26 protein-coding genes are annotated in these 24,582 nt (G+C 69.9%); 18 read left to right on the top strand and 8 right to left on the bottom strand.

What is annotated here, in order from left to right:
* The first annotated feature begins 115 nt into the window (after nt 1–115).
* From RSP_RS13610 to RSP_RS13585, 6 genes are all read left to right on the top strand, one after another.
* Complete coding sequence (locus RSP_RS13610) at nt 116–982, top strand: hypothetical protein (RefSeq protein ID WP_011338680.1); 867 nt, start codon at nt 116–118, stop codon at nt 980–982.
* A gap of 58 nt (nt 983–1,040) precedes the next feature.
* Nucleotides 1,041–1,877, top strand: coding sequence for a tRNA (guanosine(37)-N1)-methyltransferase TrmD (gene trmD / locus RSP_RS13605; RefSeq protein WP_011338679.1), 837 nt, complete (start codon nt 1,041–1,043; stop codon nt 1,875–1,877).
* Between the two features lie 48 nt (nt 1,878–1,925).
* Nucleotides 1,926–2,300 (top strand): 50S ribosomal protein L19, encoded by a 375-nt coding sequence (rplS, locus tag RSP_RS13600; protein WP_002721387.1) that lies wholly within the window; start codon nt 1,926–1,928, stop codon nt 2,298–2,300.
* A 12-nt stretch (nt 2,301–2,312) separates the two neighbouring features.
* Nucleotides 2,313–2,534 carry a 50S ribosomal protein L31 gene (gene rpmE, locus RSP_RS13595; RefSeq protein WP_002721385.1) on the top strand — a complete coding sequence of 74 codons (222 nt, stop codon included), beginning with the start codon at nt 2,313–2,315 and terminating at the stop codon, nt 2,532–2,534.
* 196 nt (nt 2,535–2,730) lie between these two features.
* On the top strand, nt 2,731–3,540 hold the full coding sequence (locus RSP_RS13590) for a division plane positioning ATPase MipZ (RefSeq protein ID WP_002721383.1): 810 nt from the start codon (nt 2,731–2,733) through the stop codon (nt 3,538–3,540).
* Nucleotides 3,541–3,567: 27 nt separating this feature from the next.
* Complete coding sequence (locus tag RSP_RS13585; RefSeq protein ID WP_011338678.1) at nt 3,568–5,073, top strand: malonate--CoA ligase; 1,506 nt, start codon at nt 3,568–3,570, stop codon at nt 5,071–5,073.
* A 34-nt stretch (nt 5,074–5,107) separates the two neighbouring features.
* Here RSP_RS13585 and RSP_RS13580 read toward each other — a convergent pair whose 3' ends face one another.
* On the bottom strand, nt 5,108–5,461 hold the full coding sequence (locus tag RSP_RS13580) for an ArsR/SmtB family transcription factor (RefSeq protein ID WP_011841832.1): 354 nt from the start codon (nt 5,459–5,461) through the stop codon (nt 5,108–5,110).
* A gap of 207 nt (nt 5,462–5,668) precedes the next feature.
* On the opposite strand from RSP_RS13580, the gene RSP_RS13575 reads away from it, so the two are divergent.
* From RSP_RS13575 to RSP_RS13555, 5 genes are all read left to right on the top strand, one after another.
* Complete coding sequence (locus RSP_RS13575; protein ID WP_002721377.1) at nt 5,669–6,004, top strand: AtpZ/AtpI family protein; 336 nt, start codon at nt 5,669–5,671, stop codon at nt 6,002–6,004.
* A gap of 3 nt (nt 6,005–6,007) precedes the next feature.
* Entirely contained in the window at nt 6,008–6,793 is a 786-nt protein-coding gene (locus RSP_RS13570) for a F0F1 ATP synthase subunit A (RefSeq protein WP_002721375.1), read from the top strand.
* Between the two features lie 52 nt (nt 6,794–6,845).
* A complete protein-coding gene (locus tag RSP_RS13565; protein WP_002721372.1) occupies nt 6,846–7,082 on the top strand; it encodes a F0F1 ATP synthase subunit C in 237 nt (78 codons plus the stop codon).
* A 69-nt stretch (nt 7,083–7,151) separates the two neighbouring features.
* Nucleotides 7,152–7,694, top strand: coding sequence for a F0F1 ATP synthase subunit B' (locus RSP_RS13560; RefSeq protein ID WP_009563084.1), 543 nt, complete (start codon nt 7,152–7,154; stop codon nt 7,692–7,694).
* Between the two features lie 5 nt (nt 7,695–7,699).
* Nucleotides 7,700–8,254 (top strand): F0F1 ATP synthase subunit B, encoded by a 555-nt coding sequence (locus RSP_RS13555; RefSeq protein WP_017139978.1) that lies wholly within the window; start codon nt 7,700–7,702, stop codon nt 8,252–8,254.
* Between the two features lie 211 nt (nt 8,255–8,465).
* Here RSP_RS13555 and RSP_RS13550 read toward each other — a convergent pair whose 3' ends face one another.
* From RSP_RS13550 to RSP_RS13540, 3 genes are all read right to left on the bottom strand, one after another.
* The gene (locus RSP_RS13550; protein ID WP_002721367.1) at nt 8,466–9,233 is read right to left on the bottom strand and encodes a FadR/GntR family transcriptional regulator; all 768 of its coding nucleotides are present in this window, start codon (nt 9,231–9,233) and stop codon (nt 8,466–8,468) included.
* Nucleotides 9,234–9,473: 240 nt separating this feature from the next.
* Complete coding sequence (locus tag RSP_RS13545; protein ID WP_002721366.1) at nt 9,474–10,160, bottom strand: OmpA family protein; 687 nt, start codon at nt 10,158–10,160, stop codon at nt 9,474–9,476.
* A 114-nt stretch (nt 10,161–10,274) separates the two neighbouring features.
* Entirely contained in the window at nt 10,275–11,123 is an 849-nt protein-coding gene (locus RSP_RS13540) for a methylated-DNA--[protein]-cysteine S-methyltransferase (protein WP_011338675.1), read from the bottom strand.
* 112 nt (nt 11,124–11,235) lie between these two features.
* Here RSP_RS13540 and nth point away from each other — a divergent pair, with 112 nt between their 5' ends.
* The 3 genes from nth to RSP_RS13525 all read left to right on the top strand — a co-directional run bounded on the left by nth (nt 11,236) and on the right by RSP_RS13525 (nt 13,722).
* Nucleotides 11,236–11,880 (top strand): endonuclease III, encoded by a 645-nt coding sequence (gene nth / locus RSP_RS13535; protein ID WP_009563077.1) that lies wholly within the window; start codon nt 11,236–11,238, stop codon nt 11,878–11,880.
* Nucleotides 11,877–12,869, top strand: a complete 993-nt coding sequence (locus RSP_RS13530) for an adenosine kinase (RefSeq protein ID WP_011338674.1) — start codon at nt 11,877–11,879, stop codon at nt 12,867–12,869. Before nth ends, RSP_RS13530 begins: the two co-directional genes overlap by 4 nt.
* Before the next feature lie 469 nt (nt 12,870–13,338).
* Entirely contained in the window at nt 13,339–13,722 is a 384-nt protein-coding gene (locus RSP_RS13525; RefSeq protein ID WP_017139977.1) for an HIT domain-containing protein, read from the top strand.
* A gap of 127 nt (nt 13,723–13,849) precedes the next feature.
* Here RSP_RS13525 and polA read toward each other — a convergent pair whose 3' ends face one another.
* From polA to RSP_RS13505, 4 genes are all read right to left on the bottom strand, one after another.
* Nucleotides 13,850–16,663, bottom strand: a complete 2,814-nt coding sequence (gene polA / locus RSP_RS13520) for a DNA polymerase I (protein ID WP_011338672.1) — start codon at nt 16,661–16,663, stop codon at nt 13,850–13,852.
* A gap of 46 nt (nt 16,664–16,709) precedes the next feature.
* Nucleotides 16,710–16,889: a zinc-finger domain-containing protein gene (locus tag RSP_RS13515; RefSeq protein ID WP_002721359.1), complete on the bottom strand. Its 180-nt coding sequence runs from the start codon at nt 16,887–16,889 to the stop codon at nt 16,710–16,712.
* A gap of 98 nt (nt 16,890–16,987) precedes the next feature.
* On the bottom strand, nt 16,988–17,212 hold the full coding sequence (locus RSP_RS13510; protein WP_011338670.1) for a DUF2798 domain-containing protein: 225 nt from the start codon (nt 17,210–17,212) through the stop codon (nt 16,988–16,990).
* On the bottom strand, nt 17,209–17,775 hold the full coding sequence (locus tag RSP_RS13505; RefSeq protein ID WP_011338669.1) for a DUF1285 domain-containing protein: 567 nt from the start codon (nt 17,773–17,775) through the stop codon (nt 17,209–17,211). The genes RSP_RS13510 and RSP_RS13505 overlap by 4 nt, the downstream gene beginning before the upstream one ends.
* A gap of 82 nt (nt 17,776–17,857) precedes the next feature.
* Here RSP_RS13505 and RSP_RS13500 point away from each other — a divergent pair, with 82 nt between their 5' ends.
* Genes RSP_RS13500 through RSP_RS13485 form a run of 4 tightly spaced genes read left to right on the top strand, consistent with a single transcriptional unit; the run spans nt 17,858 to nt 24,580 of the window.
* On the top strand, nt 17,858–18,874 hold the full coding sequence (locus tag RSP_RS13500) for an AAA family ATPase (RefSeq protein WP_011338668.1): 1,017 nt from the start codon (nt 17,858–17,860) through the stop codon (nt 18,872–18,874).
* The gene (locus RSP_RS13495) at nt 18,871–19,743 is read left to right on the top strand and encodes a DUF58 domain-containing protein (protein ID WP_011338667.1); all 873 of its coding nucleotides are present in this window, start codon (nt 18,871–18,873) and stop codon (nt 19,741–19,743) included. Before RSP_RS13500 ends, RSP_RS13495 begins: the two co-directional genes overlap by 4 nt.
* Nucleotides 19,743–22,520, top strand: coding sequence for a DUF4159 domain-containing protein (locus RSP_RS13490; RefSeq protein WP_011338666.1), 2,778 nt, complete (start codon nt 19,743–19,745; stop codon nt 22,518–22,520). The genes RSP_RS13495 and RSP_RS13490 overlap by 1 nt, the downstream gene beginning before the upstream one ends.
* Nucleotides 22,517–24,580 (top strand): membrane protein, encoded by a 2,064-nt coding sequence (locus tag RSP_RS13485; protein ID WP_017139976.1) that lies wholly within the window; start codon nt 22,517–22,519, stop codon nt 24,578–24,580. Before RSP_RS13490 ends, RSP_RS13485 begins: the two co-directional genes overlap by 4 nt.
* The last annotated feature ends 2 nt before the right edge of the window (nt 24,581–24,582 follow it).

Here is a 24,582-nt window from a genome sequence, read left to right as displayed (position 1 = left end):
GTCCGGGGGCAGACAGCCCCCGGCGGCCGGCCCGCGTCCCGAATTCAGCCCGTCCTCGCCCAACCTTCACCACTTTTGCGCCCGATCCTGCCGCAGGACCGCAAAAGGTGATCCCATGCCGCTCGGGCTTCAGCTCCGCCTCTCGCTGCTCTTCACGGCCTTTCTCTATCTCGGGCCGTTCCTCGCAGGGCTCGGCGGACATCCCTGGCCCGTCGTGCCGCCCTTCGTGGCGCTCTTCACCCTCTGGACCATGGTGATGCGGCCCGCACACTGGCCGGCCGATCCCGCGGGATGGCGCGAGCCGCAGGCCCTGGCCCGCGCGGCGGCGACGGTGGCCCTGCAGGGCGGTCTCGTGCTCCTCCTCCTCGCCGTCGGGCGCGGGACGGCCGGCCTTCTGCCCGGTCCCGTCGCGATCGAGATCTCCCTGCCGCTCACCCTCGCGCTGCTGTCCATCCCCTTCTCGCGCCTCACGCTCGAGCCCGAGCGGCTGGCCTTCGCCCATGGCTATCTCGACGAGGTGCCCGAGGAACTCGCGGTCGAGCTCGAGAGCCAGCGGGCAGACCGGCTGGTCGCTCCCTTCTTCCGGCTGCCCGACGAGACGGACGAGGCGGAGCTGATGGCGCGCCTCGTGGCGCTGGCGCCCGCGGTCACCAGCGCGGCCCTCCTCGATGCGCTCGACCGGGGACTGGCGGAGGCGCGGGACGGCAGCCTTGCCGCGCGGCGGGCGCTGATCCTGCAGGCCACCTCGGTCGCCGCGGCCGACACCTGCCCCGGCCGGGCCGAGCCGGTGCGGGCTCTGCGCGTGGCGGGCAGCGACCGGGGTCTCCTGCATCTGCTGACCCTGCGCCTGCAGGACCTGCTCGAGCAGCGTCCCCAGGCCGAGCCGGACTGCCCGTCGATCACCGCGCTCCGGGCCGCGGCGACCCACGCCACGGCGCTCGACCGCATGGGCCTGCGCCGCGGAGCGTCGCGCGCGGCCTGACGCGCCCGCCCGATCCGCGCCCTTGCCCAGAAGGCCGGTTTCGCCCATACCGCGCGCCATGAGCGACCCAACCGACGCCCCCCGATCCCATGGACGGCTGTCCATCCGTCCCTCGCTGCAGCCGCGCGAGCTGGGCGGGCCGCCGGTGCTGAAGGGCGCCTGGCAGGCGCGCATCGTCACCCTCTTCCCCGAGGCCTTTCCCGGCACGCTGGGCCTGTCGCTGACCGGCAAGGCGCTCGAGATGGGGCTCTGGTCGCTCGAGACCATCGACCTGCGCCCCTTCGGCGAGGGCAGGCACCGCAATGTCGACGACAATCCCGCGGGCGGCGGGGCGGGCATGGTCCTGCGCGCCGACATCGTGGCCCGTGCGCTCGATGCCGCCTCCGTGGGCACCCCGCCCGAGCGGTCGCGCTGGCCGGTGGTCTATCTCTCGCCGCGCGGCAAGCCCTTCAGCCAGGCCATGGCGCGGGACTGGGCCGGGGCCGAGGGCCTGACCCTTCTCTGCGGCCGGTTCGAGGGCGTCGACCAGCGGGTTCTCGATGCCTATGCGGTCGAGGAGGTCAGCCTCGGCGATTTCGTCCTGACGGGGGGCGAGATCGCGGCTCAGGCCTTGATCGACGCCACTGTGCGCCTTATACCGCGCGTGCTCGGGAATCATGCGTCCACCGAAGAGGAATCCTTTTCGGAGGGACTTCTTGAATTTCCGCAGTATACACGGCCGACCGTCTGGCAGGATCGCACGATCCCGGAGGTTCTTCTCTCCGGCCATCACGCGAACATCGCCCGCTGGCGGAGAGCCGAGGCCGAGAGGCTGACGAAGGAACGCAGGCCTGATCTCTGGCGGGCTTACTGCGCGGCGCGCGGTAGGGACCCGGATGAAGACCGAGAGCTCTGAGGCGGCATCACTTCGCGGGGCAACCGCGAGCATTGGAAAGGACTTGCGATGAACCTGATCGCGCAACTCGAGGCCGAGCAGATCGCCGCTCTCGGCAAGACCATCCCGGACTTCAAGGCCGGCGACACCGTCCGCGTCGGCTACAAGGTGACCGAAGGCACCCGCTCGCGCGTGCAGAACTACGAAGGCGTCGTGATCGGCCGCAAGGGCGGCAACACGATCTCCGCCTCGTTCACCGTGCGCAAGATCTCCTTCGGCGAAGGCGTGGAACGCGTGTTCCCGCTCTACTCGACCAACATCGACTCGATCGAGGTCGTCCGCCGCGGCCGCGTCCGCCGGGCGAAGCTCTATTACCTCCGCTCGCGCCGCGGCAAGTCGGCCCGGATCGCGGAAGTCACCAACTACAAAGAAAAATCCGAGTAAGGAGCGGCGGACATGAAAAAGGGCATCCACCCCGACTACCACATGATCGACGTCAAGATGACGGACGGCACCGTGTTCCAGATCCGCTCCACCTGGGGCAAGGAAGGCGAACAGATGGCGCTCGAGATCGACCCGCTCGCCCACCCGGCCTGGACCGGCGGCACCGCCAAGCTGATGGACACCGGGGGCCGCGTGTCGAAGTTCAAGAACAAATACGCGGGCCTCGGCTTCTGAGTTCGGACCCCACGTCTGCGAAGGGCGCGCCTCGGGCGCGCCCTTTTGCATTGGGGGGCAGCGCCGGATCCTGCCCCGTCCGCTGCGTTCTCCGCGCCATGGCGGCGGGCGGGAATGTGGCCGCGTCCCCCGGCGCCCTTGCGCCGATGGCGGACAGCGGCTAGTCGCGGACACAGGGCAAGAATGAGGGCTTCCCGTGGCGCATATCATCGTGGTGGGCAACGAGAAGGGCGGCTCGGGCAAATCCACCACCTGCATGCATGTGGCGACCGCGCTGGTGCGGCTGGGCTTCCGGGTGGGGGCGCTCGACCTCGATCTCCGCCAGCGCAGCTTCGGCCGCTATGTCGAGAACCGGCTGGCCTTCGCCGAAAGCTCGGGTCTCTCCCTGCCGATGCCGGACTACCGCGTCCTGCCCGAGGTGGAGGAGAGCGAGGTGCCCGAGGGCGAGAACCCGCTCGACGTGCGGATGGCCAAGGCCATGGCCGCGCTCGAGCCGGTCTCGGACTTCATCCTGATCGACTGCCCCGGCTCGCACACGCGGCTGAGCCAGGTGGCGCATTCGCTGGCCGACACGCTGGTGACGCCGCTGAACGACAGTTTCGTCGATTTCGACCTTCTGGCCCGGATCGATCCCGAGACCGGCAAGGTCAAGGGCCCCTCGATCTATGCCGAGATGGTCTGGAGTGCGCGCCAGTTCCGCGCGCAGGCCGGGCTGAAGCCGATCGACTGGATCGTGCTGCGCAACCGCCTCGGCGCGCAGCAGATGCACAACAAGAAGAAGGTGGGGGCGGCGCTCGAGGATCTCTCGCGCCGGATCGGCTTCCGGGTGGCCGCGGGCTTCTCCGAGCGGGTGATCTTCCGCGAGCTCTTTCCGCGCGGGCTCACGCTTCTCGACCTGCGCGACACGGGGGTGGAGCAGCTCAGCCTCTCCAACATCGCGGCGCGGCAGGAGGTGCGTGACCTGCTGATCGAGCTGAAGCTGCCGGGGGTGAAGCCCGACTTCTGATCCCCGGCCCAAGGGAGGGAGGACCCGATGGCCAATCCGTTGTTCGATGCGCTGTTCGCCCCGCTGGAAGGGCGGGCGAGCGACCTCATAATCCTGAAGGACGGCACGCGGCTGAGCGGCGACGCCTTCTTCCGTCTCCTCGCCCGGACGGCCCATGCGCTGCGGGCGGAGGGGCTGCGCCCCGGCGACCGGATCGCCGTGCAGGTCGCCAAGAGCCCCGAGGCGCTGGCCGTCTATGGGGCGGCGGTGGCGCTGGGAGCGGTCTTCCTGCCGCTGAACACCGCCTATACGCCGGCCGAAGTGGACTATTTCCTGGGCGATGCCACGCCGCGGATCTTCCTCTGCGACAGCGCGCAGGCCCCGGCGCTTACGCCGGTGGCCGAGCGGCACGGGGCGCGGCTCCTGACGCTCGACGCGGACGGAACGGGCGATCTCGCGCAGAGGACGAGGGACCGGCCCGAAGAGATCGGCGCCGAACCCCGGGACGCCGAGGATCTGGCGGCGCTTCTCTATACCTCGGGGACCACGGGCCGCTCGAAGGGCGCGATGCTGAGCCAGCGCAACCTCCTGTCGAACGCGGAGGCGCTGGCCGACCTCTGGCGCTTCACCGAGCGCGACGTGCTGATCCATGCGCTGCCGATCTTTCACACCCACGGCCTCTTCGTCGCCTCGAACGTGACGCTCCTGACCCGCGGCTCCATGATCTTCCTGCCCGGCTTCGATCTCGAGGCGATCCTTCGCTGGATGCCCGCGGCCACGGCGCTGATGGGCGTGCCCACCTTCTACACGCGGCTCTTGAGCGACCCGCGCCTGACGCGCGCGCTTGCGGCTGGCATGAGGCTCTTCGTCTCCGGCTCGGCCCCGCTTCTGGCCGACACCCATGCCGAGTTCGAGGCCCGCACCGGCCACCGCATCCTCGAACGCTACGGCATGACTGAAACCAACATGTCCACCTCGAACCCCTACGAGGGCGAGCGGCGGGCGGGCACGGTGGGCTTCCCGCTGCCGGGAGTCGAGCTGCGGATCCTCGACCAGGGCCGCGAGGTCGCGCCCGGCGAGATCGGCGTGATCGAGGTGCGGGGGCCCAACGTCTTCCAGGGCTACTGGCAGATGCCCGAGAAGACCGCCGAGGAGCTGCGCCCGGACGGCTTCTTCGTCACGGGCGATCTCGGCTGCCGCGATGCCGAGGGCTATGTGCAGATCGTCGGCCGCCAGAAGGACCTCATCATCTCGGGCGGCTACAACATCTACCCCAAGGAGGTGGAGCTTTTGCTCGACGAACAGCCGGGCGTGCTGGAAAGCGCGGTGGTGGGGCTGCCCCTTCCCGATCTGGGCGAGGCGGCGCTGGCGGTGCTGGTGCCGCGGCCGGGCGTGACGCTGGACCCGCAGGCGGTTCTGGGGGCGATCGCGGACCGGCTCGCGCGGTTCAAGCAGCCCCGCGCGGCCGTGCTGGTCGAGGAGCTGCCGCGGAACACGATGGGCAAGGTGCAGAAGACCCTCCTGCGTGCGCGCTATGCGGGTCTCTTTGCCTGACCGCCGGAGTTCGCAACCGGCGGCGAGGGGCCCGTCAGGAGGCGGCCGCGTCGGGCAGCTCCGGCGGCTCCTCCAGCTCCCGCGCGAGGAACCGTTCGAAGGCGTCGAGATTGACCGGCTCGAACTGGCCGAAGCCCTGCATCCAGACCGAAGCGGCCTTCAGCGCATCCGGCTCGAGCTTGCACCATTTCACCCGGCCGCGCTTTTCCTGAGTGATAAGCCCCGCCTCGGCCAGCACCTGAAGATGCTTCGAGATCGCGGCCAGCGACATGTCGAAGGGCTCGGCCACGTCGGTCACGGCCATGTCGTCCTCGAGCAGCATCGTCAGGATTGCCCGCCGCGTCGGGTCGGCCAGGGCCGAGAAGATGATGTCGAGCGTGCAGGCCATGACCTTCATGTGACGCGGCGCCGCGGCATCGTCAACCTCCGGGTTGAATGTGCCGGAGGCTTCCGTTAGCGCCCAAACCGGGCGGAAGGCTCTCCGGCCCAGGCTGCAAAGCGAAGCAAATTCAATGGGTAAGTCGAGGTAAATGGTTGCTTGACTCAGTTGCCCCCCCTGCTTAGGAAAGCCGGGACTGTTGAAGGGACGCTCAGGATGGCGGACGAGCCCGATCCCGACCGGCTGCGGGCGCTGGAAGAGCGGATCGCGAAGGCGCACTCGGGCCGCCAGATCAAGCGTTCCGGCGCAGGCAAGGGATTTTCGCAGGGTGAAGTCGCCTGGCGGATGGTGATCGAGCTGGTTTCCGGCATGCTGCTGGGCCTCGCGATCGGCTACGGGCTGGACTGGGTGTTCGGCACGATGCCCATCTTCCTGATGATCTTCGCCCTGCTGGGGTTCGTCGCCGGAGTGAAGACCATGCTGCGGACCGCGCAGCAGCTTCAGGCGTCGAATCGGGACAGAACGGCAGACACGTCTGCAAAAGGGGATTGACGCGTGGAAACGGAAGTCGAGCACACCGGGTTGGCCATTCACCCGATGGACCAGTTCATCGTGAAGAAGCTCTTCTGCCACACGGAGAGCACCGCGCCGATGAACGAATGCACCACGAACATCCACTGGTATGACATCACCAATGTCACCATGTGGATGGCGATCGCGGTGCTGGTGATCGCGGCGATCCTCGTGCTCGGGACCCGGCGGCGGGCGATCGTCCCCTCGCGCAGCCAGTCGGTCGCCGAGCTGCTCTACGGCTTCATCCACAACATGGTCGAGGAAGTGACCGGCCACGAGGGCGTGAAATACTTCCCCTATGTGATGACGCTGTTCCTCTTCGTGCTCTGCGGGAACGTGCTGGGTCTGCTGCCGCTCTCCTTCACCACCACGAGCCACATGGCCGTCACGGTGCCGCTCGCGCTCATGGTCTTCGTCGGCGTGACCGCGCTCGGCTTCATGAAGAACGGCCCGGGCTTCCTCAAGATGTTCTGGGTGACCTCGGCGCCGCTCGCCATCCGTCCGGTTCTGGCCGTGATCGAGGTGATCTCCTACTTCGTGCGCCCCGTCAGCCACTCGATCCGGCTTGCCGGCAACATGATGGCCGGCCATGCGGTGATCAAGGTGATCGCGGGCTTCGCCTCGATCGTGGTGGTCTCGCCGGTCGTCGTCGGCGCCGTGACCGCGATCTATGCGCTCGAACTGCTGGTCGCCGTCGTCCAGGCCTATGTCTTCACCATCCTGACCTGCGTCTATCTTCGTGACGCGGTGGGCGACGCCCACCACTGAGGTCGGACCCCGAAAACCCTCAATTGACCATTCCACCAAGGAGCTGAATGCTATGGAAGGCGATATCGCAGAAATGGGCAAATTCATCGGCGCGGGCCTGGCCACCATCGGCCTCGGCGGCGCTGGGATCGGCGTGGGCCACGTTGCTGGCAACTTCCTCGCCGGCGCCCTCCGCAACCCGTCGGCCGCTCCGGGCCAGATGGCGAACCTCTTCGTCGGCATTGCCTTCGCGGAAGCTCTCGGCATCTTCTCGTTCCTGATCGCGCTCCTGCTGATGTTCGCCGTCTGATGACGGCGAACCCGGCCGGGCGGGCCTCGTGCCCTTCCGGCCGGAGCATCGGGGCTGCAGGAGAACGAGATGGAAACCGAAGTGCATGAAGCGGCGGGTGCGGCCGGCCACGCTGGGCAAGCCGTCGGCATGCCGCAGCTCAACTTCGACTACTGGCCGAACCAGATCTTCTGGCTTCTGGTCACACTGGTCGCGATCTATTTCCTGCTGACGCGGGTGGCTCTGCCCCGGATCGGGGCCGTTCTCGCCGAACGTCGTGGCACGATCACCAACGATCTGGCCGCGGCCGAAGAGCTGAAGCAGAAGGCCGTTCTGGCCGAGAAAGCCTATAACGAGGCGCTGGCGAAAGCCCGGGCCGAAGCGCAGGCCATCGTCGCCGAAACCCGTGCGGCCATTCAGGCCGAGCTGGACGAGGCCACGGCGAAGGCGGATGCCGAGATCTCTGCCAAGTCGGCGGAGTCGGAGGCGCGCATCGCCGAGATCCGGGCCGGTGCGCTGCAAAGCGTGAGCGAAGTGGCGAAGGACACGGCCGAGGCGCTGGTGGCGGCTCTGGGCGGCAAGTCCGATGCGGCTGCCGTGGATGCGGCCGTCGCGGCGCGGATGAAGGGGTGAGCGGGATGAAGAAGCTCTCGATCCTCGCGGTGCTGGCCGCGTCGCCGGCGATGGCGGCCACGGGGCCGTTCCTGTCGCTGTCGAACACCAACTTCATCGTGACACTGGCCTTCCTCCTCTTCATGGGGATCCTCCTCTACGCCAAGGTTCCGGGACGCATCCTCGGGATGCTGGACAAGCGGTCGGTGCAGATCCGCACCGAACTGGAAGAGGCCCGCGCGCTCCGTGAGGAAGCGCGGACCATCCTCGCCTCCTACGACCGCAAGCAGAAGGAAGTGCAGGAGCAGGCGGCCCGTATCGTCGCTTCGGCACGGGACGAGGCGCAGGCGGCGGCCGAACAGGCCAAGGCCGACCTCCGGGCCTCGATCGCCCGGCGTCTCGCCGCGGCCGAGGACCAGATCGCATCGGCCGAAGCCGGCGCGGTGCGGGCGATCCGCGAGCAGGCCGTTTCGGTGGCCGTGGCGGCTGCGGCCGACCTGCTCTCGCGCCAGATGACCCCGGCGGCGGCCTCGGCCTCCATCGACGAGTCGATCAAGGAAGTGGAAGCCCGCTTCCACTGAGCGCCTTGCCTCAGACAAGACAGGGCCCGGTCCGCGAGGACCGGGCCTTTGTCATGGCTCACGAGCCGGAATGAGGGCAGGGTCTCTGGGACAGGAGGGCGCGCCCTCCCCGATGGGGCCCCAAAGGGTTTGCGGTGGACTGCGCGGCGCCACATGCGGAGCGGTCTCAGCGGTCTCAGCGGTCTCAGCGGTCTCAGCGGTCTCAGCGGTCTCAGCGGTTCCGCTCGTGCTCCAGCCGCTGACGCGCGATGGCTTCGTGCCGTTCCGACCGCAGGCCTTCGGTCACCGCCTTCTCGACATAGGACAGATGCGTCTCGACCGCCGCCCGGGCCTCCTGCGGGTCGCGCGCCTGCAGCGCCGCATTGATGCGCCGGTGCTGATCGAGCAGCGACTCGCGCGTCGTGCGCTGCCGGAACATCATCTGGCGATTGTAGAAGACCCCGTTCCGCAGCAGGTCGAACATCGAGCGCATCATGTGCAGCATGACGACATTGTGGCTCGCCTCGATGATCGCCATGTGGAACTGCGCATCGAGCGCCGCCTCGTCGGAGGGATCGCGCTTCAGATGCGCGGCTTCCATCTTGCGGAAGATCGTGTCGATCACCTTGAGGTCGGTGTCGGAGGCGCGCACGGCCGCCCGCTCGGCCGAGAGGCTCTCGAGATCCCGGCGGAAGTCGATATAGTCGAACACCGCCTCTTCATGGCTCGCGAAGAGCTCGACGAGGGCGGGGGCGAAGGCCGATCCCAGCACCTCTGCCACGAAAATGCCGGAGCCCGGCCGCGAGACGAGGAGCCCGCGCTCCTGCAGCTCGGCGATGGCGTCGCGCAGCGAGGGGCGCGAGACGCCCAGCCGCTCGGACAGGTCGCGCTCGGAGGGCAGCCGCTCTCCCGGCCGCAGGATGCCGCGCAGGATCAGAAGCTCGATCTGCCGCATGACGCTCTGCGACAGCTTTTCGGACTGGATCTTCTGGAACGGCATCGGAGCTCCCCTCGAACTGGTCAGAATCTATGACCGCGGGGGCGGAAGCTCAACGGGAAAGGCGGCGCGGGCCTCCCTTCCGGTGCTGCGAACGGAGGTGTGCCAAGCGGTGAGGGGCGGAGCCGCGCGGACTGCTGCCGGCAGGGGCGCCGGGCTGCGTTCCGGAGCCCGGCAGACGTCGTCAGAGGGGCCGTCGTGCGGCCTCCGGTGGAGGGCGGGCCAGAGGCCCGCCCGTCCGGATCACGAGGTCGGGCGGATGATGATGTCCACGCGACGGTTCTGGGCGCGGCCCTCGGGCGTCAGGTTCGAGGCGATGGGCTGGTCCTCGCCGCGGCCGATGGCCGAGACGCGATAGGACGGCACGCCGTTGCCGATCAGCACGCCGGCCACCGACTGGGCGCGGCGCATCGACAGATCCTGGTTGTAGGCGGCGGCGCCGGTGCTGTCGGTGTGGCCGACGACCGCGATGGTCGAGTTCGGGTAGCGCAGCAGGTTCTGGGCGACGGCGCCGAGGTCGCGCTGCAGGTCCGGGCGCAGGTTGGCGCTGTCGGTCGCGAACAGGATGTCCTGCGGCATGGTCACCACCAGCTCGGAGCCGGTGTTGGTCACGCTCACCTGGCTGTTGCCGATGGAGTTGCGGAGGTCGGCCGCCTGACGGTCGAGCGCCGAGCCCACGGCGCCGCCGAGGATGCCGCCCACCGCGGCGCCCACGACCGCCTTCTCGAGCTTGTTGTCGCTGGCCGAGGCGCCGACGAGGCCGCCGAGGATCGCCCCGGTGGCGATGCCGGCGGAGGCGCGGGGGTTTTCACGGGTGTAGCTGCCGGGCGCGCCCATGCCGGGGTTGCCGCCGGATGCGTAAGGGTCGCAGCCTGCCAGAAGCACGACACCGGCCGTCATCAGCACAAAGGGGGATTTCACGATCTTCATTGCCGCCTCACGAATTGTCCTTGGCTCCCGGGGATGGGTGCATCCCTGCATATTGCACAAGCATCGCGCGGGGGAGAGGGTTCCGGGGGCGGATATGGCGAAAAGCTGCCGAGATCACGCGATTGCGTCCGCGCGGGCCGCCTCCCAGGCCAGCATGGCGCGCTTGACCGGCAGGCCCCAGTGGTAGCCGCCGAGCCCGCCCGACTTGCGCAGCGCCCGGTGGCAGGGGATCAGGAACGAGATCGGGTTGCGCCCCACCGCCGTGCCCACGGCCCGCACCGCGGCAGGGTGGCCGATCGACTGGGCGATCTCGGAATAGGTGGTGACATGGCCCGAGGGGATGCGCAGCAGGGCCTCCCAGACCTTGATCTGGAACGGCGCGCCGATCAGATGCAGATCCGCCCCCGCGCCGCCGAAGGCCGCCTCGGCGAGCGGGACCACGCGGTCGGGATCCTCGGTCAGCCGCGCAGCCGGCCACCGACCCGCGAGATCGGCCATCGCGGCCTCGCGGCCCATCTCGGCCGAGAAGGCGAGGCCGCAGAGCCCGCGCGGGGTGGCCATGGCCAGCGCCTCGCCGAAGGGCGAGGCCACCCAGGCCCAGCCGATCTCGAGCCCTTCCCCCGCCCGCGCGAAATCGCCGGGGCTCATCGCCTCCCAGCGCAGGAACAGGTCATGGAGCCGCCCCGGCCCGGAAAGGCCGGTGGCGAGCGCCGTGTCGAGCACGGTGAACCGCTCGGCCAGAAGCCGCCGCGCATGATCGAGCGTCAGATATTGCTGGTAGCGCTTGGGCGACACGCCCACCCACTGCGAGAAGATGCGCTGGAAATGGGCGGGGCTGAGGCCGATCCGCGCCGCCAGATCCTCGAGCGAAAGCGCCGGGCCTCCGGCGTCGATTTCGGCGAGCGCGCGGGCGATCACGGCATAATGGTAGGCGGGCCGCTCGGCGGCGAGGCTGTCGGTCATGGCGGGTCCTCGGGCTGGTGGGGCTGACCCTAGCCGCCGCGACGGGCCGCCGCGACCCGATTCCTGCGGCTTCGCTTGCTCCGCCCGACCGGCTCGGGCATAGGTTGCACCGATGGCCCGCCAACTCGATTACCGCACGATCCACGAGATCTTCGCCCGCCTCCATGCGCTGGAGGCGGAGCCCAGGGGCGAGCTCGAGCATGTGAATGCCTATACGCTCCTCGTGGCGGTGGCGCTCTCGGCGCAGGCGACGGATGCGGGGGTGAACAAGGCCACGCGGGCGCTTTTCGCCCAGGTGACGACGCCCGCCCAGATGCTGGAGCTGGGCGAGGAGGGGCTTACCGAACATATCCGCACCATCGGCCTCTATCGCAACAAGGCCAGGAACGTGATCGCGCTGAGCCGCCTGCTCGTCGATCAGTACGACGGCGAGGTGCCCTCGTCGCGCGCGGCGCTCCAGTCGCTGCCGGGCGTGGGGCGGAAGACGGCCAATGTGGTGCTGAACATGTGGTTCCACCAGCCGGCGATGGCGGTCGACACCCATATCTTCCGCGTGGCCAACCGCACCGGCATTGCCCCCGGCCGCGATGTGGAAGCGGTCGAGCGGGCGCTCGAGGATCATGTGCCGGCGCCCTTTGCGCTCCATGCGCATCACTGGCTCATCCTGCACGGACGCTACATCTGCGTCGCGCGCAAACCCAGATGCGGCATCTGCCCGATCCGCGATCTCTGCCCTTACGAGGAAAAGACGGCATGAAACAGTTCCAGATCGTCGGCATCGGCAATGCGCTGGTCGACGTGCTTTCCCATTGCGACGATGCCTTCCTGGCCGAGAACGGCATCGCCAAGGGGATCATGCAGCTCATCGACATGGGCCGCGCGGTGGATCTCTACGGCCGGATCGGGCCGGCGCAGGAGATTTCGGGCGGGTCGGCCGCCAACACCATCGCGGGCATTGCCCAGCTCGGCGGGCGGACGGCTTATGTGGGCAAGGTCTGCGACGACCAGCTCGGCGCGATCTTCGCCCACGACCTGCGGGCGCAGGGCGCGGTCTACGAGACGCCGATGGCGCCGAAGGGCGGCGCGCAGGAGACCGGACGCTGCATCATATTGGTCTCGCCCGATGGCGAGCGGTCGATGAACACCTGTCTTGGCTGGTCCGAGTTCCTGACACCCGACGACATCGACGAGGCGCAGATGGCCTCGACCGAATGGATCTACCTCGAGGGCTACCGCTTCGACGGGCCGGAGAGCCATGCGGCCTTCGCCAAGGCCATCGCCGCCTGCAGGGGCGCGGGCGGGCGCGTCTCGCTGACGCTGTCGGATCCGTTCTGCGTCGAACGGCACCGCGACGCCTTCCGCCGGATGATCCGGGAGGATGTGGATCTTCTGTTCGCCAACCGCGCCGAGATCCTGTCGATGTATCGGACCGAGGATTTCGGTGCGGCGCTGAAGGCCGCGGCCGCGGAGGTGGCGATCGTGGCCTGCACCGAGAGCGAGAAGGGGGCCCACATCCTCGCGGACGGGCAGCACTGGCATGTGCCGGCCCTGCCCACGCAGATCGTGGATGCGACCGGGGCGGGCGACCTCTTCGCCGGCGCCTTCCTCTGGGGGCTGACCCACGGGCACGGCTACGAGACGGCGGGGCGCATGGGCTGCATCGCGGCTTCGGAAGTGATTTCCCACCTCGGCGCCCGGCCCGAGGCGGATCTGCGTGCGCTCTTCCGCGCGCAGGGCGTGCTCTGAGCGGCCCGAACGGGAGCGGGGCGGGCGCGCGGCTCAGGCCCCACAGGGGCCATCGCCGCGCGCCGCTGCCGCGGATGGCGGAACCGGCTGTCCCGGCTCTTCTGCGGCCTTTCCGGGGAGACATCGGCCACTGAGCGGACGGAGAGCCCGCGCTGCCGCTTCGACGGTCATCGAGGCAGAGGGCCGTTCGACCTCATGTGACGGCAGGCAACGCATTGCCCCTGCTTCGGCTTCTGTCGGGCAGGGCGGACAGCTCTGCAGGCGGGAAAGGCCTCGACCGATGCGAGCGAGCAACGGGCCCCCTGCGCGACATGGCCCCTGTGGGGCCACAGAACGGTGCGCGCATCGGGAGGGGAAGGCGCGGAGGACGGAGCGTTGAGCGCTCGCTCATGACCCTCTTGCACAGGCGCGCCCGATCCGGGAGGCTCCTCTGCGACAGATCCCTGAACGACTGAAGGTGGGTAGACCCATGGCTTACGACTACGATCCCCAGAACATCTTCGCGCGCATCCTGCGGGGCGAGATCCCGAGCGATACGGTTCTGGAAACGGACCATACGCTTGCGTTCCGGGACATCCGGCCGCAGACGCCGCATCATGTGCTGGTGATCCCGAAGGGCGCCTATGTCTGTTTCGACCATTTCGCGGCCGAGGCCAGCGCCGAGGAGATCGTGGATTTCCACCGCACGGCGGCGAAGGTCTGTGCGGATCTGGGCATCGGCCCGGGAGAGGGCGGCAACGGCTACCGCACCGTCTCGAATGCGGGGCTCGATGCGGTACAGGAGGTGCCGCATTACCACATGCACATCCTCGCCGGCCGGCCGCTCGGGCCCATGCTCTCGCAGCGCGATTGAACCGCACCCGCGCGGCCTCTCTGAAGGGGGACGCGCGGGAGACGTCGCCTTGGGCCTGCCTCCCGTGATGCCGGCCCGAGGCAGAGGCGAGGACGGGCCGTCACGCCCTGCCGGTCATGCACCGGCGTCAGTGGGCGGCGGCCCAGTTCAGGCCGCGGCCCGCCTCCACCGTCAGCGGCACGGTGAGCTTCACCGCCGGGTCGGCCGCACCTTCCATCACCTCGCGCACGCGCTCGATGAGCGCGTCAGCGGCCTCTTCCTCCACCTCGAACAGCAGTTCGTCATGGACCTGCAGCAGCATGGTCGCGGGCATGCCCCGGATCGCCTTCGGCATCCGGATCATCGCCCGGCGGATCACGTCGGCCGCCGTGCCCTGGATCGGCGCGTTGATGGCCGCGCGGCGCGCGAAGCCCGCGCCGGGCCCCTTGGCATTGATCTCGGGCGTGTTGATCCTGCGTCCGAACAGGGTTTCCACATGACCGTTCGCCTTGGCGAAGGCGATGGTCTCGTCCATATAGCCGCGGATGCCGGGGAAACGCTCGAAATAGCGGTCGATGAAGCCCTGCGCATCGGCCCGCGGGATGCGCAGGTTGCGTGCGAGGCCGAAGCCCGAGATCCCGTAGATCACGCCGAAGTTGATGGCCTTGGCCTGCCGCCGGATCATCGGATCCATGCCTTCGAGCGGCACGTTGAACATCTCGGAGGCGGTCATCGCATGGATGTCGTGCCCCTCGCGGAAGGCCTGCTTCAGCGCCGGAATGTCGGCGATATGGGCGAGGATGCGCAGCTCGATCTGGCTGTAGTCGAGGCTGACCAGAAGCTTGCCCGGCGGCGCCACGAAGGCCTCGCGGATGCGGCGGCCCTCCTCGCTGCGCACGGGGATGTTCTGGAGGTTCGGATCGGTCGAGGCGAGGCGGCCCGTGTTCGCTCCGGCGATGGAATAGGAGGTGTGGACGCGGCCCGTCTCGGGGTGGATATGCTCCTGCAGCGCGTCGGTGTAGGTCGATTTCAGCTTGGAGAGCTGGCGCCAGTCGAGCACGCGCGCGGGCAGGTCGTGCCCCTCGGCCGCCAGATCCTCGAGCACGTCGGCCCCGGTGCCCCAGGCGCCGTTCTTGCCCTTCTGGCCCCCGGGCAGGCCCATCTTCTCGAACAGGATCTCGCCCAGCTGCTTGGGGCTGCCCACGTTGAACGGGCCGCCCGCCAGCGCGTGGATCTCGGCCTCGAGCCCCGCCATCTTCTGCGCGAAGGCGTTCGACATCCGCGAGAGCGTGTCGCGGTCGACCTGAACGCCCGCCATCTCCATCTCGGCCAGCACCGGCACCAGCGGCCGCTCGAGCGTCTCGTAGACCGTCGTCACCCGGGCGCGGTGCAGCTGCGGCTTGAACAGCTTCCAGAGCCGGAAGGTCACATCCGCATCCTCGGCCGCATAGCAGACGGCCTGCTCGACCGGCACCCGGTCGAAGGTGATCTGGCTCTTGCCCGAACCCAGGAGCGTCTTGATCGCGATGGGTTTGTGGCCAAGGTAGGTGTCGCAGAGCTCGTCCATCCCGTGGCCGTGGCGGCCCGCGTGCATCGCGTAGGACATGAGCATCGTATCGTCGATCGGCGCCACCCGGATGCCGTGACGCGCGAGGATCTTCGCGTCGTACTTCATGTTCTGGCCGATCTTGAGGATGGACTCATCCTCGAGCACCGGCTTCAGCATCGACAGCGCCAGACCCAGCGGCATCTGGTCGGCCACGAGCTCCGAGGCGCCGAAGAGATCGCCGCCGCCAGCCCGGTGGCCGAGCGGGATGTAGCAGGCGGCCCCCGCCTCGACGCAGAGCGAGATCCCCACCAGTTCGGCACGCATCTCGTCGAGGCTGGTGGTCTCGGTGTCGATGGCGACATGGCCCAGGTCGCGGATGCGCGCGATCCAGGCGGCCAGCGCCTCGGCATCGCGGATGCAGGCATAGGAGGCGCTGTCGAAAGGCAGCGCCGCCTCGACCTGCTCGACGATCTCGGGCACGCCCTCGTTCCGGAGGACGGCGGCGGTGGGGGCGGGAGGCGGCTCGACCTTCAGGCTCGCGGCCACACGGGTCGTCAGGGTGCGGAATTCCATCCGGTTGAGAAAGCCCAGAAGGTCGTCGGCCACCGGCAGACGCACCTCGAGATCCTCGAGCGAGAACGTAAGCGGGGTGTTGCAGTCAAGCGCCACCAGCCGCTTCGAGATGCGGATCTGTTCGGCATTCTCCTCGATGGCGGCGCGGCGCTTGGGCTGCTTGATCTCGCCCGCCCGCGCGAGCAGGCTCTCGAGATCGCCGTATTCCTGGATCAGCAGCGCGGCCGTCTTGATGCCGATGCCCGGCGCGCCCGGCACGTTGTCGATGGAATCGCCCGCCAGCGCCTGCACATCCACGACGCGCTCGGGGTAGACGCCGAATTTCTCGAACACCTCGTCGCGGCCGATCCGCTTGTTCTTCATCGGGTCGAGCATCTCGACCCCGTCGCCCACCAGCTGCATCAGATCCTTGTCCGAGGACAGGATCGTGACCGAGCCGCCCGCGTCGCGCGCCTTGCACGAGAGGGCCGCGATGATGTCGTCGGCCTCGAACCCTTCGGTCTCGATGCAGGCAATGTTGAAGGCCCGCGTCGCCTCGCGCGTGAGCGGGAACTGCGGGCGCAGATCCTCGGGCGGCTCGGGGCGCTGCGCCTTGTAGAGCGGGTAGATCTCGTTGCGGAAGGTCTTCGAGGAATGGTCGAAGATCACCGCCACATGGGTCGGCGCGTCGGGGCCCTTGTTGTTCTCGACATAGCGGAACAGCATGTTGCAGAAGCCCGCGACCGCGCCCACGGGCAGGCCGTCCGACTTCCGCGTCAGCGGCGGCAGCGCATGGTAGGCCCGGAAGATGAAGGCCGAACCGTCGATGAGATGCAGATGGTGGCCCTTGCCGAACGTCATGGTCCCTCCCCGGAATGATCAGGTCGCCCCGAGAAGGGCCGTGCGCTCACTTCGCGGCGGCGAAGCTCTCGTGGATGTAGCGGCGATCGCAGTAGCCGCATTCGACGAAGCCCGTCTCGTGCGGGATCGAGAGCCAGACGCGCGGATGGCCGAGCGCGCCCTCGCCTCCGTCGCAGGCGACCTTCCAGGTCGAGACGACAACGGTTTCCGGGGCTTCGATCGACATTCGGGCACTCTCCTGGCGCGTCTTAGGCTGGCGGCGCATGATAGCGGCCGAGGCCGCAGGGGCAAGGGCCGACTGGTCAGCTTCGCGCGATCCGGGACTCAGCGCCGGACCAGCCGCTCGACCAGCCGTCGGATGAGGGGGGCTGCGACCAGCACGGACGGGAAGGCGATGCTCCAGGAGGTGAGCCAGGCGCCGAGCCAGAGGCCGCCGAAGCCGGGCGGCAGGCCCGCCGCGCGGAAGGTGGCCACGCCCGAGACGATGGCCGACATGAAGCCCGACAGGAGAAACCCGAAGAGATAGGGGGCGAACCGCGGCGGGATCATGCGGGCAGTTCGGCCGAGGGGATCATCGGGAAGAAGGCGCCCCCCGACCAGAGGCCGAACCAGTCTTCGTGATGCTCGCCGATCTCGGCCAGCCGGTAGAAGGACTTGCGGTCGATGAGCGCCTCGAGGCCGCCGCGGACGAGCACATAGGGCGAGGGTTCGCCATCCTCCGCGCGCGCGACCCGCAGCGGATGCTCGGGATCTGCCGTCACCATGTCCCCCACTTGGGTCACGAAGGTCACGCGGCGGTCCCGCCCGCTGCCCTCGGTCTCGAAATCGACCGCCACGAACGGCGCATCGTCCACTTCGATCCCCACCTTTTCGACCGGCGTCACGAGAAAATACTTCCCGTCCTCGCGCTTCAGGATGGTGGAGAAGAGCCGCACCATCTCGGGCCGGCCGATGGGCGTGCCCTGGTAGAACCATGTGCCGTCGCGGGCGATGCGGAGGTCGAGGTCGCCGCAGAAGGGCGGGTTCCACAGATGGACCGGGGCGGGGCCGCGCTGCTTCACGGCCGCGGCGGCCGAGGCCATCACGCCCTCGGCCGAGGGTTTCACGATCATTTGTGTCTCCCCGCTTTTTGCCATTTGTGCCGCCTGTCATAGTTTGGTCTGATGCTCATATAACGCCGCGGGGAGAGATGTCATGGCCGACGCCACTGCACTGGTTGCCGAGATCGAAGCCCTCGAGGAGAAGCTCGCGCTGGCGAAGTCCAGCATCTCGCGGCGGTTCATCGGGCAGGACCGGGTGGTGGAGCTGGTGCTCGGCGCGATGCTCTGCGGCGGGCATGCGCTGCTGGTGGGCCTGCCGGGCCTCGGCAAGACGCGGCTCGTGGACACGCTCTCGACCGTCATGGGCCTCAAGGGCAACCGCATCCAGTTCACGCCCGACCTGATGCCCGCCGACATCCTCGGCTCCGAGGTGCTCGACATGGGCGCGGACGGCGCGCGCGCCTTCCGCTTCATCGAGGGGCCGATCTTCTGCCAGCTCCTGCTGGCCGACGAGATCAACCGCGCCAGCCCCCGCACCCAGTCGGCGCTGCTGCAGGCGATGCAGGAGCGTGAGGTGACCATCGCGGGCCGCCACCGCCCGCTCGGCCGGCCGTTCCATGTGCTCGCCACCCAGAACCCGATCGAGCAGGAGGGCACCTATCCCCTGCCCGAGGCGCAGCTCGACCGCTTCCTCGTGCAGGTGGATGTGGATTATCCCGACCGCGAGACCGAGCGCGAGATCCTGATCGCCACCACCGGCGCCGAGGATGCCCAGGTGCATCAGGTCTTCACCGGCGAGGAGCTGATCGCGGCGCAGGCCCTGCTGCGGCGGATGCCGGTGGGCGATGCGGTGGTCGAGGCGATCCTCGATCTCGTGCGCGCCTGCCGCCCGGGCGAGGTCGAGGGGGCGGGCCTCGGCGAGGTCCTCTCCTGGGGTCCCGGCCCCCGCGCGGCGCAGGCGCTGATGCTGACCGTGCGGGCGCGCGCGCTCCTGTCGGGCAGGCTCGCGCCCTCGGTCGAGGATGTGGCGGCGCTGGCCCGGCCGGTGCTCACCCACCGGATGCAGCTCAACTTCGCCGCCCGGGCGCGGGGCGAGTCGCTCGCCGGCGTGATCGAGCGGGTGGTGACCCGGCAGATGGGTGCGGGCTCGGCCGACTGGGCCGCTCAGTGACCGACATCCTCGCCCTCCGCCCGCGGGCCGAGGCGCTGGGGCAGGCGCTGCCGCCCCTTCTGGCCTCGGCCGAACATCTCGCCGCGACCGTGATCCTCGGCGAGCACGGGCGCCGGCGTGCCGGGATGGGCGACGAATTCTGGCAGTATCGCCCCGCGCACGAGGGGGACAGCGCGCGCATGATCGACTGGCGTCGCTCGGCCCGCTCCGACAGCCATTTCGTGCGCGAGCGCGAATGGCAGGCGGCGCAGACGGTGAACTTCTGGGTCGACAGTTCGCGCTCGATGGCCTTCACCGGCGACGGCAACCGCGAGACCAAGGCCCAGCGTGCGAAACTGGTGGCGCTGGCGCTGGCCGTGCTCCTCCTGCGCGGCGGCGAGCGGGTGGGCTTGACCGGCGAGGCCGCGCGGCCCCGCTCGGGCCGGGCGCAGGTGCTGCGCCTCGCCGATGCGCTGACCGAGGAGGGCGCCGCCGACTACGGCCGGCCCGACATGACGGGCCTCGTGCCGCACGGGCGGATGGTGTTCCTGTCGGACTTCCTCGGCGACATGGAGGGCGTCGAGCGCGCGATGGAGCGGGCGGCCGAGCGCGACGTGCGTGGCGTGCTGCTGCAGGTGCTGGACCCGGCCGAGGAGGATTTCCCCTTCGACGGGCGGACGATCTTCGAGTCGATGGGTGGCAGCCTCCGGCACGAGACGCTGCGCGCGGGCGACCTGCGTGCCCGCTATCTCGAGCGGCTGGCAGAGCGGAAGGACCGGCTCGCCACGCTCGCCCGGGCCTCGGGCTGGCACTACGATTGCCATCACACGGGGCAGGGGGCGCTGCCTGCGCTCCTCTGGCTCTACCGCGCGCTGGAGCGCACCTCCTGATGTGGATCCTGGGCCCCATCGGCTTCACGGCGCCCTGGCTGCTTCTGGGGCTTCTGCTGCTGCCGGTCCTGTGGCTTCTGCTGCGCGCCGTGCCGCCCGCGCCGATCCGGCGCCGCTTTCCGGGCGTGGCGCTGCTTCTGGGCCTATCGGACGAAGAGACCGAGACCGACAAGACGCCGTGGTGGCTTCTGCTGCTGCGGATGCTGGCGGTGGCCGCGGCCATCGTGGCCTTCGCGGGCCCGGTGCTCAACCCGCAGGCGCGCGAGCCGGGCACGGGGCCGCTCCTCATCCTCGTGGACGGAAGCTGGGCCGATGCCCGCGACTGGCCGCGGCGGATGGAGCGCGCCAAGGCGCTGGTCGAAGAGGCGGGGCGCGATGGCCGCACCGTGGCCGTGGCCCGCCTGACCGACCGGCCCGAGACCCCCGCCTTCCAGAGCGCGGGCGCCTGGGAGGGCCGTCTGGCGGGCCTCGCCCCGAACCCGTGGCTGCCGGACCTGACCCTTTGGGCGGACTCCCTGCCCGAGGGCCGGTTCCAGAGCTTCTGGCTGTCGGACGGGCTCGATCATCCGGGACGGGAGGCGCTGCTGTCGGCCCTCGAAGCCCGCGGCGCCGTCACTCTGTTCCAGAGCCCGCGCCCGGTGCTGGCGCTGCGCCCGTCGGGCTTTGCCGACGGTGCGGTGCAGCTCTCGGCTCTGCGCGAGCCCGCCTCCGATGCGGTTTCCATCGATGTCTCGGCACGCGGCCTCGACCCGGCGGGGATCGAGCGCGAGCTGGCCCGCGCCACGGTCGAGTTCGGTGCCGGTGCGCGCGAGGCAGGCGCCGCCCTCTCGCTGCCGCCCGAGCTGCGCAACCGGATCTCGCGCTTCGAGATCGCCGGCGTGCGATCGGCAGGCGCCGTGAGCCTCACCGACGACAGCCTCAAGCGGCGCAAGGTGGCGCTGATCGCGGGCCGCGAGGGGCGCGAGCAGCTTCAACTCCTGTCGCCCACCCATTACCTGCGGCAGGCGCTGGAACCGGTCGCGGACCTGATCGACGGCTCGCTTCAGGATGTGCTGCTGGCCAGCCCCGATGTCATCGTGCTGGCCGATGTGGCGCGCCTCACGCAGGCCGAGCAGGACGGCATCCTCGACTGGCTCGACGGCGGCGGCCTCCTCCTGCGGTTCGCGGGCCCGCTGCTCGCCTCGTCGGACGTGAGCCGGATGGCCGAGGATCCGCTGCTGCCGGTGCGGCTGCGCGAAGGGGGCCGCACGGTCGGTGGGGCCATGAGCTGGGGCGAGCCCAAGACGCTCGCGCCTTTCCCCGAAGGCTCGCCCTTTCACGGCCTGCCGATCCCGCCCGAGGTTTCGGTCACGGCGCAGGTGCTGGCGCAGCCCGATCCCGAGCTCGGCTCGCGCACCATCGCCTCGCTCGCCGACGGCACGCCGCTCGTGACCCGCAAACCGGTGGGGCAGGGGCAGGTGGTGCTCATCCATGTGACGGCGAATGCGGAATGGTCGACCCTGCCGCTCTCGGGCCTCTTCGTGCAGATGCTGGAGCGGCTGGCGGTCTCGACCCGTCCCGCGGCCCCGGATGCGGCCGATCTGGCGGGGCAGGTCTGGGTGCCCGAGGTGGTGCTCGACGGCTTCGGCGCGCCGCGCGACGCGGGCGAGGTGGCGGGCGTGCCGGGCGAACTGCTGGCCGAGGGCGCGCCGGGGCCCGCGCTGCTGCCCGGCCTCTATGCAGGGTCCGACCGGCGGGTGGCGCTGAACGCGGTCGGCCCCGAAACGCAGCTTGCCGCGGCGGTCTGGCCCGACCGGATCCCGGTCGAGGGGCTGGAGGCCGGCGAGGAACAGGCGCTGAAGGGCGCCTTCCTCGCGGGGGCGCTTGCGCTGTTGCTCATCGACGTGCTGGCCGCGCTCTTTGTCTCGGGCCGTCTCGGCTCGCGCGTGGGGGCGGTGCGCGGCGCGGCGCTGCTGGCGGCGGTCCTCGCGCTCGGCGCGGGCGAGGCGCGGGCGCAGGACGAGGCCCCTCCGGATCCCGCCGCCGAGAGCTTCGCGGTCGAGGCGACGGCCGAGGTGCATCTGGCCTATGTCGAAACCGACGACCCGGAGGTGAACCGCATCGCCGAGGCGGGCCTGCGCGGCCTCGGCCTCAGGCTGCGCGAGCGGACCTCGGTCGAGCCGGGCGCGCCCATGGGACTCGACATCGAGCGGGACGAGCTGGCCTTCTTCCCCTTCCTCTACTGGCCTGTGACGGCAAGCCAGCCCATGCCCTCGGCCGAAGCCTACGGCAGGCTCAACGACTATCTGCGCACCGGCGGCATGATCCTCTTCGACACGCGCGACGCCGGAACGGGCGGCGGCGGCTCCACGCCCGAGGCGCGGCGCTTGCAACAGCTGGCCGCGCCCCTGGACATTCCGCCGCTCGAGGTGATCCCGCAGGACCATGTGCTGACGCGCACCTTCTACCTCCTGCAGGATTTCCCAGGCCGCTACCAGAACGCGCCCGTCTGGGTCGAGGCCGCGCCGCCCGATGCGCAGCAGGCCGAGGGGATGCCGTTCCGCAATCTCAATGACGGCGTGACGCCGGTGGTGATCGGCGGCAACGACTGGGCCTCGGCCTGGGCGGTGGATGCGCGCGGGATGGAGCTTCTGCCGGTGGGCCGGGGCTATGCCGGCGAGCGGCAGCGCGAGATCGCGTGGCGCTTCGGGATCAACCTCGTGATGCATGTGCTGACCGGCAACTACAAGTCGGATCAGGTCCATGTGCCGGCGCTTCTGGAAAGGCTCGGCCAATGACCGGACTCGTCTTCGACCCGATCCTGCCCTGGGCGGGGATCTGGGCCTTGGCCGCGCTGGGCGGCCTCATGGTGGCGGTGGCGCTCTGGCGGGGGCTTTCGGGCTGGTGGCTGCGCGGGCTGGCGCTGGGCGTGCTGCTTCTGGCGCTGGCCAATCCGGCCCTGCAGGAGGAAGACCGCGCCCCCCTTTCGGACATCGTGATCGCGGTGGTGGACGAGAGCGCAAGCCAGCGCATCGGCGACCGGGCGGACCAGAGTGCCGCGGCGCTGGCCGCCGTCGAAGCCGAGGTTCGGGCGCTCGGCAACACCGAGCTGCGCGTGGTCCGGGTGGGCGACGGCGAGGGCGACGAGGGCTCGCTGGTGATGACCGCGCTCTCCGAGGCCTTGGCCGAAGAGCCGCGGGCGCGGGTGGCGGGCGCCATCCTCATCACCGACGGGCAGGTCCACGATCTCGAGCTCGCGCCGCAGATGCCCGCGCCGCTCCATGTGCTGCTGACCGGCCACGAGGAGGACTGGGATCGGCGGCTCGTAATCCGCAACGCGCCGGCCTTCGCCATTCTGGGCGAGCCCGTGTCGCTCACGCTTCGGATCGAGGATCAGGGACAGGTCCCGGCCTCGGCGGGGACATCGGCGGATCTCGTGGTCTCGATCGACGGGGGCGAACCGCAGACCTTCACCGTCCCGGTGGGCGAGGATCTGGAGCTGCCGGTGACGCTGCCGCACGGGGGCATGAACGTGCTGCAGTTTCAGGTCGCGGCCTCGCCCGACGAGTTGACAGACCGCAACAATTCGGCGGTCGTCCAGATCAACGGGGTGCGCGACCGGCTGCGGGTGCTGCTCGTCTCGGGCGAGCCGCACGCGGGCGAGCGGGTCTGGCGCAACCTCCTGAAATCCGATGCGTCCGTGGATCTGGTGCATTTCACCATCCTGCGCCCGCCCGAGAAGCAGGATGGCATCCCCGTCTCGGAGCTGTCGCTGATCGCCTTTCCCACGCGCGAGCTGTTCGTCGAGAAGATCGAGGAGTTCGACCTCATCATCTTCGACCGCTACCGGCTGCGAGGGATCCTGCCGACCTCCTACCTCGAGAATGTGCGGGAGTATGTGCGCAACGGCGGCACGGTGCTGGTGGCTGCGGGGCCGGAATTCGGCTCGGCCGACAGTCTCTGGCGCTCGCCTCTGGCCGACGTGATGCCGGTGCAGGCCACGAGCCGGGTGATCGAGGGCGGCTTCCGCCCGACCCTGACCGACATCGGCCGCAAGCATCCCGTGACGCAGGGGCTGGAGGCACAGGCGCCCGAAGGCGGCTGGGGCCGCTGGTTCCGCCAGATCGAGCTTTCCGCCACCTCGGGGCAGGTGGTGATGAACGGGGCGGGCGACCGGCCGCTCCTCGTCCTCGACCGGGTGGGCGAGGGGCGGATCGCCGTGCTCGCCTCGGACCAGATCTGGCTCTGGGGCCGGGGCTACGAGGGCGGCGGGCCGCAGCTCGAACTGCTGCGGCGGCTCGCGCACTGGATGATGAAGGAGCCCGACCTCGAGGAGGAGGCACTGGTCGCCTCGGCCGAGGGCGCCACCATGACCGTTACGCGCCGCACCATCGGCGAGGATCCGGGCGATGTCACGGTCACCGGCCCCGACGGCACCGAGACGGCGCTTCCCATGCAGGAAGCCGCGCCCGGGCGCTGGGCCGTCACCTGGGAGGCGCCCGAAATGGGGGTCTACCGGCTGGCGCAGGGCGAGCAGAAGGCGGTGATCGCCGTCGGCCCGTCGGCGCCGCGCGAGTTCGAGGAGACCATCGCCAGCGGCGACAAGCTCGCCCCGGTGATCGCGCCCACCAACGGGGGCACCCTCCGGCTGGAGGACGGCGCGCCGGACATCCGCTCGGTGCGCGAGGGGCGGGTGGCGGCGGGCCGCGGCTGGATCGGGATCACGCCGCGCGGCGCCCATGTCACGCAGGATGTGCGGGTGGCGGCGTTGCTGCCGGGCTGGCTCTATCTTCTGCTGGCCGCGGGCCTGGCACTCGGCGCCTGGCTCCGCGAGGGGCGCTTCGGCCGCAGGGCCTGACC

The sequence above is a fragment of the Cereibacter sphaeroides 2.4.1 genome (assembly GCF_000012905.2).
Taxonomy (GTDB): domain Bacteria; phylum Pseudomonadota; class Alphaproteobacteria; order Rhodobacterales; family Rhodobacteraceae; genus Cereibacter_A; species Cereibacter_A sphaeroides.
The sequence above is the reverse complement of the archived record's forward strand: the minus strand, read 5'-3'. Positions and strand labels throughout refer to the sequence as shown.

Coding starts and splice junctions, on each gene's coding strand:
- trmD (WP_011338679.1), top strand. CDS start 1,041: ATGAGCGACCCAACCGACGCCCCCCGATCCCATGGACGGCTGTCCATC.
- RSP_RS13560 (WP_009563084.1), top strand. CDS start 7,152: ATGGAAACCGAAGTGCATGAAGCGGCGGGTGCGGCCGGCCACGCTGGG.
- RSP_RS13565 (WP_002721372.1), top strand. CDS start 6,846: ATGGAAGGCGATATCGCAGAAATGGGCAAATTCATCGGCGCGGGCCTG.
- RSP_RS13580 (WP_011841832.1), bottom strand. CDS start 5,461: ATGGCCTGCACGCTCGACATCATCTTCTCGGCCCTGGCCGACCCGACG.
- RSP_RS13530 (WP_011338674.1), top strand. CDS start 11,877: ATGAAACAGTTCCAGATCGTCGGCATCGGCAATGCGCTGGTCGACGTG.
- RSP_RS13485 (WP_017139976.1), top strand. CDS start 22,517: ATGACCGGACTCGTCTTCGACCCGATCCTGCCCTGGGCGGGGATCTGG.
- RSP_RS13490 (WP_011338666.1), top strand. CDS start 19,743: ATGTGGATCCTGGGCCCCATCGGCTTCACGGCGCCCTGGCTGCTTCTG.
- RSP_RS13540 (WP_011338675.1), bottom strand. CDS start 11,123: ATGACCGACAGCCTCGCCGCCGAGCGGCCCGCCTACCATTATGCCGTG.
- RSP_RS13610 (WP_011338680.1), top strand. CDS start 116: ATGCCGCTCGGGCTTCAGCTCCGCCTCTCGCTGCTCTTCACGGCCTTT.
- RSP_RS13505 (WP_011338669.1), bottom strand. CDS start 17,775: ATGATCGTGAAACCCTCGGCCGAGGGCGTGATGGCCTCGGCCGCCGCG.
- RSP_RS13545 (WP_002721366.1), bottom strand. CDS start 10,160: ATGAAGATCGTGAAATCCCCCTTTGTGCTGATGACGGCCGGTGTCGTG.
- RSP_RS13555 (WP_017139978.1), top strand. CDS start 7,700: ATGAAGAAGCTCTCGATCCTCGCGGTGCTGGCCGCGTCGCCGGCGATG.
- RSP_RS13525 (WP_017139977.1), top strand. CDS start 13,339: ATGGCTTACGACTACGATCCCCAGAACATCTTCGCGCGCATCCTGCGG.
- rplS (WP_002721387.1), top strand. CDS start 1,926: ATGAACCTGATCGCGCAACTCGAGGCCGAGCAGATCGCCGCTCTCGGC.
- polA (WP_011338672.1), bottom strand. CDS start 16,663: ATGACGTTCGGCAAGGGCCACCATCTGCATCTCATCGACGGTTCGGCC.
- nth (WP_009563077.1), top strand. CDS start 11,236: ATGGCCCGCCAACTCGATTACCGCACGATCCACGAGATCTTCGCCCGC.
- RSP_RS13585 (WP_011338678.1), top strand. CDS start 3,568: ATGGCCAATCCGTTGTTCGATGCGCTGTTCGCCCCGCTGGAAGGGCGG.
- RSP_RS13500 (WP_011338668.1), top strand. CDS start 17,858: ATGGCCGACGCCACTGCACTGGTTGCCGAGATCGAAGCCCTCGAGGAG.
- RSP_RS13510 (WP_011338670.1), bottom strand. CDS start 17,212: ATGATCCCGCCGCGGTTCGCCCCCTATCTCTTCGGGTTTCTCCTGTCG.
- rpmE (WP_002721385.1), top strand. CDS start 2,313: ATGAAAAAGGGCATCCACCCCGACTACCACATGATCGACGTCAAGATG.
- RSP_RS13575 (WP_002721377.1), top strand. CDS start 5,669: ATGGCGGACGAGCCCGATCCCGACCGGCTGCGGGCGCTGGAAGAGCGG.
- RSP_RS13515 (WP_002721359.1), bottom strand. CDS start 16,889: ATGTCGATCGAAGCCCCGGAAACCGTTGTCGTCTCGACCTGGAAGGTC.
- RSP_RS13550 (WP_002721367.1), bottom strand. CDS start 9,233: ATGCCGTTCCAGAAGATCCAGTCCGAAAAGCTGTCGCAGAGCGTCATG.